General features: G+C 66.3%; 16 protein-coding genes. 9 read left to right on the top strand and 7 right to left on the bottom strand.

The features are described 5' to 3' along the window. Positions 1-69 precede the first annotated feature (69 nt). Positions 70-897: a tRNA threonylcarbamoyladenosine dehydratase gene (locus AC5P8J_RS04160; RefSeq protein WP_019660424.1), complete on the bottom strand. Its 828-nt coding sequence runs from the start codon at positions 895-897 to the stop codon at positions 70-72. A 79-nt stretch (positions 898-976) separates the two neighbouring features. On the opposite strand from AC5P8J_RS04160, the gene AC5P8J_RS04155 reads away from it, so the two are divergent. Beyond that, on the top strand, positions 977-1411 hold the full coding sequence (locus AC5P8J_RS04155; protein WP_019660425.1) for a cytochrome c: 435 nt from the start codon (positions 977-979) through the stop codon (positions 1409-1411). Positions 1412-1547: 136 nt separating this feature from the next. Continuing rightward, on the top strand, positions 1548-2042 hold the full coding sequence (locus AC5P8J_RS04150) for a glycine zipper 2TM domain-containing protein (protein WP_005410289.1): 495 nt from the start codon (positions 1548-1550) through the stop codon (positions 2040-2042). A 73-nt stretch (positions 2043-2115) separates the two neighbouring features. Here the strand turns inward: AC5P8J_RS04150 and AC5P8J_RS04145 are convergent, their stop codons facing one another. After that, on the bottom strand, positions 2116-2325 hold the full coding sequence (locus AC5P8J_RS04145; RefSeq protein ID WP_005410290.1) for a cold-shock protein: 210 nt from the start codon (positions 2323-2325) through the stop codon (positions 2116-2118). Between the two features lie 236 nt (positions 2326-2561). Between AC5P8J_RS04145 and AC5P8J_RS04140 the strand changes: the two genes are divergently transcribed. From AC5P8J_RS04140 to arsC, 3 genes are all read left to right on the top strand, one after another. Continuing rightward, a complete protein-coding gene (locus tag AC5P8J_RS04140; RefSeq protein ID WP_021203027.1) occupies positions 2562-3047 on the top strand; it encodes a DUF456 domain-containing protein in 486 nt (161 codons plus the stop codon). 119 nt (positions 3048-3166) lie between these two features. After that, on the top strand, positions 3167-4321 hold the full coding sequence (locus AC5P8J_RS04135; protein WP_019660427.1) for a phospholipase A: 1155 nt from the start codon (positions 3167-3169) through the stop codon (positions 4319-4321). Further along, positions 4321-4662, top strand: coding sequence for an arsenate reductase (glutaredoxin) (gene arsC / locus AC5P8J_RS04130; protein WP_329842206.1), 342 nt, complete (start codon positions 4321-4323; stop codon positions 4660-4662). Before AC5P8J_RS04135 ends, arsC begins: the two co-directional genes overlap by 1 nt. Positions 4663-4762: 100 nt before the next feature. Here the strand turns inward: arsC and AC5P8J_RS04125 are convergent, their stop codons facing one another. From AC5P8J_RS04125 to AC5P8J_RS04110, 4 genes are all read right to left on the bottom strand, one after another. Further along, the gene (locus tag AC5P8J_RS04125) at positions 4763-5389 is read right to left on the bottom strand and encodes a glutathione S-transferase family protein (protein WP_495216630.1); all 627 of its coding nucleotides are present in this window, start codon (positions 5387-5389) and stop codon (positions 4763-4765) included. A 56-nt stretch (positions 5390-5445) separates the two neighbouring features. Next, complete coding sequence (locus tag AC5P8J_RS04120) at positions 5446-5781, bottom strand: hypothetical protein (RefSeq protein ID WP_019660430.1); 336 nt, start codon at positions 5779-5781, stop codon at positions 5446-5448. A 74-nt stretch (positions 5782-5855) separates the two neighbouring features. Beyond that, entirely contained in the window at positions 5856-6251 is a 396-nt protein-coding gene (locus AC5P8J_RS04115; protein WP_111099277.1) for a hypothetical protein, read from the bottom strand. A 117-nt stretch (positions 6252-6368) separates the two neighbouring features. After that, entirely contained in the window at positions 6369-7886 is a 1518-nt protein-coding gene (locus AC5P8J_RS04110) for a fumarate hydratase (protein WP_019660432.1), read from the bottom strand. A 148-nt stretch (positions 7887-8034) separates the two neighbouring features. Here AC5P8J_RS04110 and AC5P8J_RS04105 point away from each other — a divergent pair, with 148 nt between their 5' ends. The 4 genes from AC5P8J_RS04105 (at position 8035) to AC5P8J_RS04090 (ending at position 12568) form a co-directional block, all read left to right on the top strand. Next, positions 8035-8931 (top strand): RNA polymerase sigma-70 factor, encoded by an 897-nt coding sequence (locus tag AC5P8J_RS04105; protein ID WP_180876618.1) that lies wholly within the window; start codon positions 8035-8037, stop codon positions 8929-8931. A 36-nt stretch (positions 8932-8967) separates the two neighbouring features. Next, positions 8968-9417, top strand: a complete 450-nt coding sequence (locus tag AC5P8J_RS04100; protein WP_019660434.1) for a carboxymuconolactone decarboxylase family protein — start codon at positions 8968-8970, stop codon at positions 9415-9417. Between the two features lie 419 nt (positions 9418-9836). Next, positions 9837-11708, top strand: coding sequence for an ABC transporter ATP-binding protein (locus AC5P8J_RS04095; protein ID WP_495216629.1), 1872 nt, complete (start codon positions 9837-9839; stop codon positions 11706-11708). An 80-nt stretch (positions 11709-11788) separates the two neighbouring features. After that, complete coding sequence (locus AC5P8J_RS04090; RefSeq protein WP_019660436.1) at positions 11789-12568, top strand: ferredoxin--NADP reductase; 780 nt, start codon at positions 11789-11791, stop codon at positions 12566-12568. A gap of 94 nt (positions 12569-12662) precedes the next feature. On the opposite strand, the gene AC5P8J_RS04085 is transcribed toward AC5P8J_RS04090, so the two are convergent. Next, on the bottom strand, positions 12663-13142 hold the full coding sequence (locus tag AC5P8J_RS04085; protein WP_155029832.1) for a glutathione peroxidase: 480 nt from the start codon (positions 13140-13142) through the stop codon (positions 12663-12665). Between the last annotated feature and the right edge of the window lie 100 nt (positions 13143-13242).

Genomic DNA, 13242 nt, shown 5'->3' with positions numbered 1-13242 from the left:
GCTGCACTTACGTGTTGATCGAATCGGCGACGATCAACGGCAATGCCGGCCAGCGGCCGGCGTCTACCGTCATGCGTCGGCGTGGGCTTCAGCCACGTCGGCCTTCACCTTCTTCGGCTCCAGCAGCATTTCCAGCGCCTTGCCCACTGCGGCGAAGGCGAACGCACCGGTGATGTGGGTCGCTGCCCCCAGGCCTGCACCACAATCGAGCTTCAATGCCGCATCGGCGCCCAGGTTCGGCCGGATGCCGCAGACACTGCCATCGGCCTGCGGGTACTTCACGTTCTCCAGCGAATACACCGCCGGCACGCCAAAGTAGCGCTTGGCATTCCTAGGGAAGTTGAACTCGCTGCGCAGCTTCTTGCGGATCAGTGCCAGCATGGCATCGTGCTCGGTGCGCGAGACATCGCGGATGCGCACCAGGGTCGGATCGGTGCGACCACCGGCAGCCCCCACGGTCAGCAGCGGCAGCTTGCGGCGACGGCACCAGGCGATCGTCTCGACCTTGACCCGGAAGCTGTCGCAGGCATCGATCACCAGGTCGAAGCCACGGTCCAGCAACTCGGCCATGTTCGACACGGTCAGGAATGCCTGCACGGCATCGACCTCGATGTCCGGGTTGATCGCGCGGCAACGCTCGGCCATCGCCTCGGCCTTGTTGCGGCCGTAGTTGCCTTCCATCGCCGGCAGCTGCCGGTTGGTGTTGGACACGCAGATGTCATCGGCATCGATCAGGGTCAGGTGGCCGACCGCAGAGCGGGCCAATGCCTCCACCACCCACGAGCCGACGCCGCCCATGCCCACCACCGCCACGCGGCTGCCCTGCAGGCGCTCGAGTGCGCCCACGCCATACAGCCGTTCGATGCCGGCGAAGCGTTGTTTGACCAGTTCGTTCATGCCGCTATTTTAACGTGCACCTGCCGGCACCTGCTGCGCGCCGGCATCGAACCCACCGTTGCACGCCGGAGAGCCTGCCATGAACGCCAGCCCGCCCCGCCGCCCGTCCCCTGCCTACCGTTACCTGTTCGTGCTCGGCCTGGGCCTGCTGATCGGGCTGGTCGCCACGGTGATGGTCGGCCGTGCCCTGCAGTCCCGCCGCGACCCGTTCCCCGACAGCCTGATGCAGGTGATGCAACGGCAGTCGCAGCTGCTGCTGCAGGCCCAGCAGCAGAACCGCTGCAGCCTGGCCGACAGCGTGCCGCGGTTGCAGGCAATGCGCTTGCTGTCCAACGACCTGGATCTTGCCTTCCCCGGGCTGAAGGACAGCGCGCAGTTCCAGCAGCATGCCAGCCAGCTGCGCGGCAGCCTCAATGCCGCCTTGGCCGCGCCGCCCAGCGACTGCACGGCCCTGGCGCAGGTGGTGGAAACGGTGCAGGCCGATTGCCGCGCCTGCCACCAGGACTTCCGATGAGCCGCATTCATCCTGCAGCCGGGCAAGGGCTGCGCGGTTGGCGCCTTGTTCACGTTCAAAAGGGGACGATTCGTCCACCCTGCTGCACGACGCAGTACCACCCAACGCACCCGCCTTCACGGCCAGGAGACGCCCCATGAAGATCCAGCTCATCGCCGCCAGCGCCATCGCTACCCTCGCCCTGGCTGGCTGTGCCACCTCCCCCGGCTATGGCGGTGGCGGCTACAACAACGGCTACAACAACGGCGGCTACGGCAACAACGGCGGCTACAACCAGGGCCGTTGTGCCGACTGCGGCATCGTCACCCGCATCAACACCGTGCCCTCGGGCCGCACTGCGCCCAGCGCGACCGGCGCGATCCTCGGCGGCATCGTCGGCGCGGTGGCTGGCCACGAGATCTCCGACCACACCGGCGGCAGCCGTGGCAACAAGAACATCGCCGCCGCTGCGGGCGCGGTCGGCGGCGCGCTGGCGGGCAACCAGATCCAGAAGAACGTCACCAGCGATACCTACGACATCAGCGTGCGCATGGACGATGGCCGCACCATCGTGGTCAACCAGCGCGACCTCGGCGGCATCCGCGAAAACACCTACGTGCGCGTAGTCAACGGCAAGGTCATCCTGCGCTGATCTGCACCGGGCCGATCGCAAAGAAAAAGGCCCGCTTGCGCGGGCCTTTTTCATGCGACGGCTTGCAGCGCGATCAGGTCGGCTGCACGGCGTCGGCCTGCAGGCCTTTCTGGCCCTGCACGACGGTGAAGGTGACCTTCTGGCCTTCCTTCAGGCTCTTGAAGCCCTGGGTCTGGATGGCGCGGAAGTGCACGAACACGTCTTCGCCGTTTTCACGGCTGATGAAGCCGAAGCCCTTCGCATCGTTGAACCACTTGACGGTACCGGTCTCGCGATCAGACATCTCACTAACTCCCTGGTGACTCTCTCTTGTTGTTGGAAACGCCTGGTGGGCGGCTGACAAGCAAGGGGGAAGCGAGGTGCATCGATGCAGCGGATCGGGAAGATCTTGCTTCATCAGGCCACGATCCACGGTGACCTTGCCAAGCTCAGCGACTGCAACTTAACCCGCCCAAAACGAAAAAGCAACTGGCAAAATCTTTCACTGTCAACCCCAAAACGGCCACCATACGGGACAGCATGGGACTCTCATTCATCTTGTATCTGCTAGCGGTCATTTTTGTCCTCGCCGGCATCGCGGGCATCATCCTCCCGGCCCTGCCCGGCATCCCGCTGGTGTTCATCGGACTGCTGCTGGCGGCCTGGGCGGACGGCTTCGTCCACGTCGGCTGGCCGACCCTGGTTGGGCTGGGCGTACTGACCGTGCTCTCGCTGCTGGCGGACGTGCTGGCCACCGTAGTGGGTGCACAGCGGGTGGGTGCCAGCCGCAAGGCGCTGTGGGGCACCTTCGCCGGCAGCATCGTGGGGCTGTTCTTCATGCCCATCGGCCTGTTTGCGGGCCCACTGCTCGGCGCCCTGCTCGGCGAGTACTGGCACACCCGCGAGCTGGGCCGCTCGACCAGGGTGGGACTGGCCACCTGGCTCGGCATCCTGCTCGGCCTGGCGCTGAAACTGGCCGTAGTGATCGCGATGCTTGGCCTGTTCGCCTTCGCGTGGTTCCTGTAATCGGCACCGCCTTCACGCCGCACGCACGCGGTGGGCGTGCATAAACCATGGGGGCTGGCCGCGACCCGGTACAGCCGCCACACTGTGCGACTCCCGTATTCACCGAAGGGCCTGCTGGAATGACCCTCCCCCCGCTGCTTCCCCGCCTCGCACCGCTGGCGCTGGCCTTGGCCAGTGCTCCGCTCGCTGCGCAGGAGTTCGCGCCCAGCGCCGAAGCCTCGCCGGCCGCATGTGCGGCGATTACCACAGACGCTGCCCGCCTGGCCTGTTATGACCGGCAGTTCGGGCGCTCCGCGCAGTCCACCGCCGAGGCCGACGCTGCCGCCGAGGCAGCAGCACAGGCCCGTCGCGAAGAACGACAGACTGCACGCGTAAGCCAGGGCGAAGAGAAACTGCGCGAGCGGGTCAGTGATCTGCTCCGCCCAGCAGAGCCCGACAGCGCGCTGGCAAACGCTGGCCGGGGCTCACTGCTGGACAGCCGCTGGGAACTGGCCGAGGACTCCAAGCTCGGCCCGTTCCAGCTGCGCGCCTACAAGCCGGTGTACCTGCTGCCTGCGTTCTGGACCAGCGACCGCAACACCACACCGCATTCGCCGAATCCGGCCAACACGGTCACCACGCCGCAGGTGCTGGACAGTGCCGAGCTGAAGTTCCAGATCAGTTTCAAGACCAAGATCGCCGAAAACCTGTTCGGCGACAACGGCGACATCTGGGCCGGCTACACCCAGAGCTCGCGCTGGCAGGCCTACAACAGCGAGGATTCGCGCCCCTTCCGCGAAACCAATTACGAACCGGAAGTGATGATGGTCTTCCGCAACGGCTACTCGATCGGTGGCTGGCGCGGGCGCATGACCGGCATCGCGCTGAACCACCAGTCCAATGGCCGGGCCGACCCACTGTCGCGCAGCTGGAACCGGGTCATGCTCAACATCGGCCTGGACCGCGAGAACTGGGCGCTGGTGCTGCGCCCCTGGTACCGCATCCCGGAAACCCGCAGCGATGACAACAACCCGGACATCGAGGATTACATGGGCCGCGGTGACGCGACCCTGACCTGGAACCGCAACGGCCACGAAGTCTCGTTGATGGCGCGCCATTCGCTGCGCACCGGCAGCCGCTCGCACGGCGCCCTGCAGCTGGATTACGGCTTCCCGATCAGCAACCTGCTGCGCGGCCATGTGCAGGTCTTCGACGGCTACGGCGAAAGCCTGATCGATTACAACCACAAGGCCACCTACGTGGGCGTGGGTGTGTCCCTGCTGGAGTGGTTCTGATGGACGTGACGATCTGGCACAACCCGGCCTGCAGCAACTCGCGCGGCGCACTGAAGCTGATCCGCGATGCAGGCTTCGATCCGGAGGTGATCGAATACCTGAGCAACCCACCCGATGCGGCCACGCTGCGCCAGGTGCTGGCCGAATCCGGACTGGACGCGCGGGCGCTGGTGCGCAACAAGGAGGCGCAGTTCACCGAACTTGGCCTGGAGGATGCGGACGAGGCCACGCTGCTGGCCGCGATGGCCGAACACCCGCGGCTGATCAACCGCCCCGTGGTGCGCACGCCCAAGGGTACACGGCTGTGCCGGCCGCCGGAAACGGTGCTGGAGATCCTGTAACCCGCACTGCCAGAGCCGAGCCCTGGCCGGCTGCTGCCCGGCTGCTGCTCGCGTGCCACCCGTGAATGCAGCCGAGCGTGGCTCGGCGCTGCAGAACGGGCTACTGCCAGTCGGTGATGCCCTCGCGGCGATACACCTCGGCGAACGCCGGGCGCGCCTTCATCGACGTGGCATGCGCCTTCAGCGCCGGCCAGGTGTCGCTGGGCCTCGGCATGTTGCGCGACCAGCGCATCAGCATGTAGTCGGCCACGCAGGGCGTGGCGCCCAGCAGGTAGGGGCCATGTGCATGCAGGTGCGCGGCCACATGCTGCCAGGCCGCTTCCAGGCGCTGCCGTGCCATCCCGCGGCTGGCCTCGATATTCGCCTCGCCCGCCATTTCGTGTGGATAGAACCATGCTCGATAGGCCGGCTGCAGCGTATTGGCACACCAGAACATCCAACGGTAGGCATCGGCGCGCTGCGGTGTGCCCAGCGCGGGCAGCAGGTTGGCGTCCGGATGGCGATCAGCCAGGTACAGTGCAATGGCCGCCGCTTCGGTCAGTACCAGGCCATCGATCAGCAGCGTCGGCACCACGCCAACAGGGTTCAGTGCCAGGTACTCGGCCGACTTGTGCTCGCGTGCGTCGAAATCCAGCAGCACCAGTTCGTGCTCGATGCCGAGTTCGATCAGCAGCCAGTGCACCACCAGGGCGGCGGTGCTGGTCGAACCATACAGCGTGGTGCTCATGCGCAAGTCCCGGGTGGATGAATCGGCCGATTATGCCCTGCACGGGCAATCGTTGCTCAGCCGCAGCGGCTCATGCAGGTATCGCGGCCTTCGCTACAGGACATGATCGGCGTGCGTATCGCGCAGTCGTGTGTCTTCAGTTCACAGGAACGGCGCAGTTCGGGATTGGCAACGTCCTTGCAGCGTTTGTCCGGCGCCGGCACCATCTGTTGTTCGCAGCTGAAGTCGTTGCTGCCGATACTCCCCCGCGCCATGCAGCTCCGATAATCGGCCTGGCATTGCACGCGGCACTGCGAGGAGGCGGAGAAATCCGCACCTTCATAGGAGGACGTCGTGCTGCAGCCGGCCAGGACCAGCAGGAACACAGTCGCGACGGATCGATGCAGGCGCATGGGCACATCCAGTGCAGGGATGTGCCGACCCTAGCAGACTACGGTTACTCGTGCAGGCCCGACGCGCGCCCCGATCAGTACACGGGAACACCGGTGTCGGTGCGAACGTCATTCACGGTGCCGCCGCAGGAGAGCAGGCATTGGGCGTACGGAGCGCCGCATGAAGGAAGCACCGGGGGACCGCAGTAGTTGCCGGCACCGTTGCCCCCTTCGCAGTTGTGCCGCTGCTTGTCATCGGCGATATCACTGCAACGGCTGATGACCCGGCTCTTCTCGCTTTCGCAGCTGCGCTGATCCGACTCGGCAAGGGCGCGGTTGTGGAAGTCGCACGTTGCCTTCCGGTTCTCGCAGACCGACGCGCAGATCTTCCCCGCTTCGTGGGTGGGAGGCTCGACGAAGTAACGTGGCCCGCAGGCGCTGCACGCCAGCGCAGCGACCAGCAACACGAAAACACGCGGCAACTGCAGCACGATGGACTCCCTTCCAGAACGCCAGCCAGTACGTTAGCAGAGCAGGCCACGCGCAGGCAGGCTGCACACAACAACGGCGCCACACGGGCGCCGTTGTCTGAACACTGGGCGGAAGGATTACTCCACCACCACCGGAATCTTGCCGATACGGGCCTGCCATTCGCGCGGGCCGGTCTTGTGCACCGATTCGCCGGTGGAATCGACGGCCACGGTCACGGGCATGTCCTGCACGGTGAACTCGTAGATCGCTTCCATGCCCAGGTCGGCGAAACCGACCACCTTGGCCGCCTTGATCGCCTTGGACACCAGGTAGGCCGAACCACCAACGGCCATCAGGTAGGCCGACTTGTGCTTCTTGATCGCTTCGATGGCGGCCGGGCCGCGCTCGGCCTTGCCGACCATGCCCAGCAGGCCGGTCTGCGCCAGCACCTGCTCGGTGAACTTGTCCATGCGGGTCGCCGTGGTCGGGCCGGCCGGGCCCACCACTTCGTCGCGCACAGGATCTACCGGGCCGACGTAGTAGATGAAGCGGCCCTTCAGATCCACCGGCAGTTCCTCGCCCTTGTTGAGCATGTCGACCATGCGCTTGTGCGCGGCGTCGCGGCCGGTCAGCAGCTTGCCGTTGAGCAGCAGGGTCTGGCCCGGCTTCCAGCTGGCCACGTCTTCCGGGGTGATCGTGTCCAGGTCCACGCGGGTGCCCTTGGACGCGTCATAGGTCAGTTTCGGCCAGTCTTCCAGCGACGGCGGGTCCAGCATCACCGGGCCGCTGCCATCCAGGGTGAAGTGCGCATGGCGGGTGGCCGCGCAGTTCGGGATCATCGCCACCGGCAGGTTGGCCGCGTGGGTCGGGTAATCCTTGATCTTGATGTCGAGCACGGTGGTCAGGCCCCCCAGGCCCTGCGCACCAATGCCAAGCGCGTTGACCTTCTCGTACAGCTCCAGGCGCAGCTCTTCAATGCGGTTGGACGCGCCCCGGGCCTGCAGTTCGGTGATGTCGATCGGCTCCATCAGCGCTTCCTTGGCCAGCAGCATCGCCTTCTCGGCGGTGCCACCGATGCCGATGCCGAGCATGCCCGGCGGGCACCAGCCGGCGCCCATGGTCGGCACGGTCTTCAGCACCCAGTCGACGATGGAGTCGGACGGGTTGAGCATGGCGAACTTGGTCTTCGCTTCCGAACCACCGCCCTTGGCGGCGACGATCACGTCGACGGTGTTGCCCGGCACCACCTTGACGTTGACCACGCCCGGAGTGTTGTCCTTGGTATTGATCCGCTTGCCGGCCGGATCAGCCAGCACAGAGGCGCGCAGCTTGTTGTCCGGGTGCATGTAGGCGCGGCGAACGCCCTCATTGGCCATCTCTTCCACGCCCATGGTGGCGTCGTCCCAGCGCACGTCCATGCCGATTTCCAGGAACACGGTGACGATGCCGGTGTCCTGGCAGATCGGGCGGTGGCCCTCGGCGCACATGCGCGAATTGATCAGGATCTGGGCCATCGCTTCCTTCGCGGCCGGCGACTCCTCGCGCTCGTAGGCAGCGGCGAGGTTCTTGATGTAGTCGACCGGGTGGTAGTACGAGATGTACTGCAGCGCGTCGGCGATGGACTGGATGAGGTCTTCCTGCTTGATCGATGTCACGGCTTGCTCGCTTGCTCGAGGCTGGCGGGGGTAATCCGCCCATTTTACCCCCTCCCCCGGCCCCGGGGTGGTCGTGCTGGGCGCTGGCCGGCAAGATCAGATCCAGAAGCCCTGTCACGCCCCGCCCCGTTGGCGCGTCCTTGCCCACATGAACGCCGAAACCGCTTTCCAGACCCACCGCCCGCGCCTGATGGCCCTGGCCTATCGCCTGCTCGGCAGCCGCGCCGACGCCGAAGACGTGGTCCAGGATGCCTGGCTGCGCTGGTCCGGCGCCGATCCGGCCGGCGTCCGCGACCCCGAGGCCTGGCTGGTCACCACCACCACCCGGCTCGGCCTGGACCGGCTGCGTGCGGCCAAGCGCGAGCGCGCGCACTACGTCGGGCCGTGGCTGGCCGAGCCGCTGGCCGTCACGCTGGAGCCTGACCCGGCGCCCGGCCCGGCCCAGCTGCATGCGCTGGCCGACGATGTCTCGGTGGCCTTCCTGACCTTGCTCGAACAACTCGGCCCCGAAGAACGCGCCGCCTTCCTGCTGAAAGAGGCCTTCGACCACGACTATCGCGAGATCGCCGAGCTGATCGGTCACAGCGAGGCCAACTGCCGGCAGATGGTGCACCGTGCCCGGCAACGCCTGCAGGCCCGGCGGCCGCGCTTCAACGCCGATGCCAGCCAGCACCGGCAGCTGCTGGCGCGCTTCATGGACGCCTCGCAGCGCGGCGACAGCGAGGCGATCCAAGCCCTGCTGCACGCCAACGCGCAACTGGTCTCCGACGGTGGCGGCGTGGTTACCGCAGCGATCCGCCCACTGCTGGGTGCCGAGCGCATCGGCCGCCTGTTCTGGGCCATCGCCCGCCGTGGCGCGGTGCATCCGGCCCACCTGGGCTGCGTCAATGGCGAGCCGGCGATTCTGCGCTTCCAGGGCGACCGCCTGCACTCGATCACCACCATCGAAGTGGTCGATGGCCGCATCGCCAACGTGTACAGCGTGTTGAATCCGGAGAAGCTGCCGGACGTTGTCACGCGCGGCGACGGTAGGGCGTCCTGGTAGTGAAAGGCGGCCACTGTGGCCGCCGTGGAGCCCACGATGTCGAACCATGCCTCTCCCCGCGTCCCCTACACCCGCCTGGCCGCCGAGGCCTTCAAGGGCCTGCTGGCCACCAGCCAGGCGGTGCATGACAGCTCGGTCGATCCGACCCTGATGGAACTGGTGTTCCTGCGCGTGTCGCAGCTCAACGGCTGCGGCTACTGCATGGACATGCACGGCACTGCGCTGCGCAAGGGCGGCATCGAGCCGCGCAAGCTCGATACGCTGCCCGCCTGGCACGAAAGCCGCTTCTTTGATGCCCGTGAACGTGCGGCGCTGGGCTGGGCCGAGGCGCTGACCCGGCTGACCGACGGTGCGCCGTCGCAGGCGGCGTTCGATGCACTGGCACCGCACTTCGATGAGAAGGGCATCAGTGACCTGAGCATGGGCATTGCGGTGATCAATGCGTGGAACCGGCTGGGTGCGGGGTTGCTGCCGCCGCTGCCGTAAAAGGGGCCTGTTGGCCGGGCTGCCGCCCGGCACCCGCAGAGGCCAGAGCAACAGCTGGAGCAACGGCAGAAGCTGGCTCTTCTGCGGGTTGGCAGGGTGGGTCAGGTCGCAGGGGACGCTGCAAGTACGTCCATGTAAGCTCGGTCGCCGCATCCATGCGGCTCACGCCCCTACGACCTGACCCACCCCGCCCTCGACAGACTTCTACCGCTGTTGGTAGGTGTCGACCTTGGTCGACACGGTAGGTCCACGCCATGCGTGGATGCGGGAGGTTCGGATCCCTTCGCTTCGCGATGGGCTCTGACCCGATCCGGGCTGATGGGGTCAGAGCCCGTTGCGTGGCAGAGGGATCGGACCCCGGTGTCGGCCACACGGCTGCACTGACCCCCTCTGCACGTATCAGGCCGCACAATATGCGCATGCCTGCTACCCCCACCGCTGGCGCCGCCGCCGCGAACAGACCCAGCCTGCGCCAGCGCTTCAGGGCGATGCGCAACCTGCCGCCGTTCCTGCGCATGGTCTGGAAAACCAGCCCCGCGCTCACCCTGGCCAGCCTTGGCCTGCGGCTGATCCGCGCGCTGCTGCCGGTGGCGATGCTGTACGTGGGCAAGCTGATCATCGACAGCGCCCTGCACCTGAGCCAGCACGGTGCCGGCTTCCCGCCACTGGGCGAGGCGCTGTCCAGCGGGCTGCTCAATCCACTGCTGGGCCTGCTGGCGCTGGAATTCGGCCTGGCCATCGCCTCGGACCTGCTCGGCCGGCTGGTCAGCTACGCCGATGCGCTGCTCTCGGAACTGTTCGCCAATGCCACCAGCATCCGGCTGATGGAACACGCCGCAACGCTGGACCTGGAGGACTTCGAAGACCCGGACCTGCAGGACAAGCTGGACCGTGCGCGGCGCCAGACAATGGGCCGGATGAACCTGATGAGCCAGCTGTTCGGCCAGGTACAGGACGCGATCACCGTAGCCAGCCTCGCCGTTGGCCTGCTGGTCTACGCACCGTGGCTGATCCTGCTGCTGGCGCTGGCACTGGTGCCGGCCTTCATCGGCGAATCGCACTTCAACGCGGCCGGTTACAGCCTCAACTTCCAATGGACGCCCGAGCGCCGCCAGCTCGACTACCTGCGCCAGCTCGGTGCCAGCGTGGAAACGGCCAAGGAAGTGAAGATCTACAACCTGCACCGCTTCCTGGTGGAACGCTACCGGCGGCTGTCGGTGGCGCTGTTCCAGGCCAACCGTGCACTGGCCCGGCGCCGCGCGTTCTGGGGCACGCTGCTGGCTGCACTGGGCACGCTGGGGTACTACACCGCCTACGCCTACATCGCGTGGCGCACGGTGCGCGGCGACTTTTCGATCGGCGACCTTACCTTCCTCGCCGGCAGCTTCCTGCGCCTGCGCCAGCTGCTGGAAGGCCTGCTGATCGGCTTCTCGCAGGTCGCCAGCCAGGCGCTGTATCTGGATGACCTGTTCTCGTTCTTCCAGATCGAGCCGGAAATCCACTCGCGTGAAGGCGCCGTGCGCGTGCCGCAGCCAATCCGCCAGGGCTTCGTGTTCGAGAACGTCGGCTTCCGCTATCCCGATGCCGAACAGTGGGCGGTGCGCCATCTGGATTTCCAGCTGTACGCAGGTGAAGTGCTGGCCCTGGTCGGCGAGAACGGCGCCGGCAAGACCACGCTGGTGAAACTGCTGGCACGGCTGTACGAGCCGGACGAAGGCCGGATCCTGCTCGATGGCCGCGATCTGCGCGACTACGACCTGGACGACCTGCGCGACAACCTCGGGGTGATCTTCCAGGACTTCGTGCGCTACAGCCTCAGCGCGGGTGAGAACATCGGCGTTGGCCAGGTCGAGGCGATGGACGACCAGGCACGCATTGCCGACGCCGCAAGGCGCGGCATGGCCGAGGAAGTGATCGAGGACCTGCCCGGTGGCTACGACCAGCAGATCGGCCGGCGCTTCAAGCAGGGCGTGGACCTGTCCGGCGGCCAATGGCAGAAGATCGCCATCGCGCGCGCATGGATGCGCGATGCGCAGGTCATGATCCTGGATGAGCCAACCGCAGCGCTGGATGCGCGCAGCGAGTTCGAGGTGTTCCAGCGGTTCAGGGAACTGGCGGATAATCGCACCGCAGTGCTGATTTCCCACCGCTTTTCCTCCGTACGCATGGCCGACCGCATCCTGGTCCTGGCCGACGGCCGGATCGAGGCCAGCGGCACCCACGCGCAGCTGATGGCACAGGGTGGCCGCTACGCCGAGCTGTTCGAGCTGCAGGCGGCGGGTTATCGCTGAGAACGCCTCTCGCCCCGCCCAATGAGAACCTGTCTCATTTGAGATAGAATCACCCCCGACGACTTTTGATAGATACGCCCATGTCCACCGCTTTTGGCGCCGAAACGGTGCTTGAGGTCCGCCACTGGACCGACGCCTACTTCAGTTTCACCACCACCCGCGACAGCGGCTTCCGCTTCGAGAACGGCCAGTTCGTGATGATCGGCCTGGAAACCGAGGCGCGCCCGTTGCTGCGTGCCTACTCCATCGCCAGTGCCAACTGGGAAGAGCAGCTGGAGTTCTTCAGCATCAAGGTGCAGGACGGCCCACTGACCTCGCGCCTGCAGCACATCAAGCCGGGCGACAAGGTGCTGGTCGGCAAGAAGCCCACCGGCACCCTGCTGATCAGCGACCTGCACCCCGGCAGGAACCTGTACCTGCTGGGCACCGGCACCGGCCTGGCGCCGTGGCTGTCAGTGATCAAGGACCCGGAAACCTACGAGCGCTTCGAGAAGGTGATCCTGTGCCACGGCGTGCGCTACGAGAAGGACCTGGCCTATCGCGATTACTTCGAGAAGGAACTGCGTGAGCACGAGTTCCTCGGCGACATGATCGGCGACAAGCTGCTGTACTACCCGGCTGTCACCCGCGAGCCCTTCGCCAACCAGGGCCGCCTGACCTCGCTGATGGAAAGCGGCCAGATGCAGCGCACCCTCGGCCTGCCGGAACTGAGCCCGGAAAACGACCGCGCGATGATTTGCGGCAGTCCGCAGATGCTGGCTGATCTGCGCACCGTGCTCGACGCCCGCGGCTTCCAGGTCTCGCCGCGCATCGGCCAGCCGGGTCACTACGTGTTTGAGCGCGCGTTCGTCGAGAAATAACCCATCGTATCTGTAGAGCCGAGCCCGCGCTCGGCTTGCGCGCGGCGCGCGCTCTCGGAGTCAGCCGGAAAAGCAGCCGAGCGTGGGCTCGGCTCTACAGCAGCGCTTCAATCGCGCCGCGCAGCTGTTCCGGCCTGGTGGTGGGCGCATGCCGCGACACCACCCGCCCTTGGCGATCAACCAGGAACTTGCTGAAATTCCACTTGATACGGGCACTGCCAAGCAGGCCGCGCTTCTCGCGTGACAGCCAGGCCCACAACGGATCAGCCCCCTCGCCGTTGACCTCGATCTTCTCCGACAGCGGAAAGCTGACCGGATAGTCCAGCGAACAGAACTGGCGGATCTGCGCCGCATCCCCAGGCTCCTGCGCACCGAACTGGTTGCAGGGAAAGCCGATCACCACCAGGCCGCGCTCGCGATAGTCCTGCCAGAGCTGTTCCAGCCCCCTGTACTGCGGGGTGAAGCCACAGCGGCTGGCGACGTTCACCAGCAGCAACGGGTGGCCCTGATAACGGGCCAACGCATGCGGCTGGCCGTCGAGGTCACGGAAACTGAAATCGTAGGCGCTGGTCATGATGGCGGGCCGTGGGCGGTGAATGCATGGTACCCGCGCCCGGCCCCGGCAACATGCCTTTTGACACAAGTGCGGACGCCGCCGGCCGGGTTACCCTCGG

The sequence above is a fragment of the Stenotrophomonas sp. YJH_SMC_37 genome, from assembly GCF_059370035.1.
The sequence above is the reverse complement of the archived record's forward strand: the minus strand, read 5'-3'. Positions and strand labels throughout refer to the sequence as shown.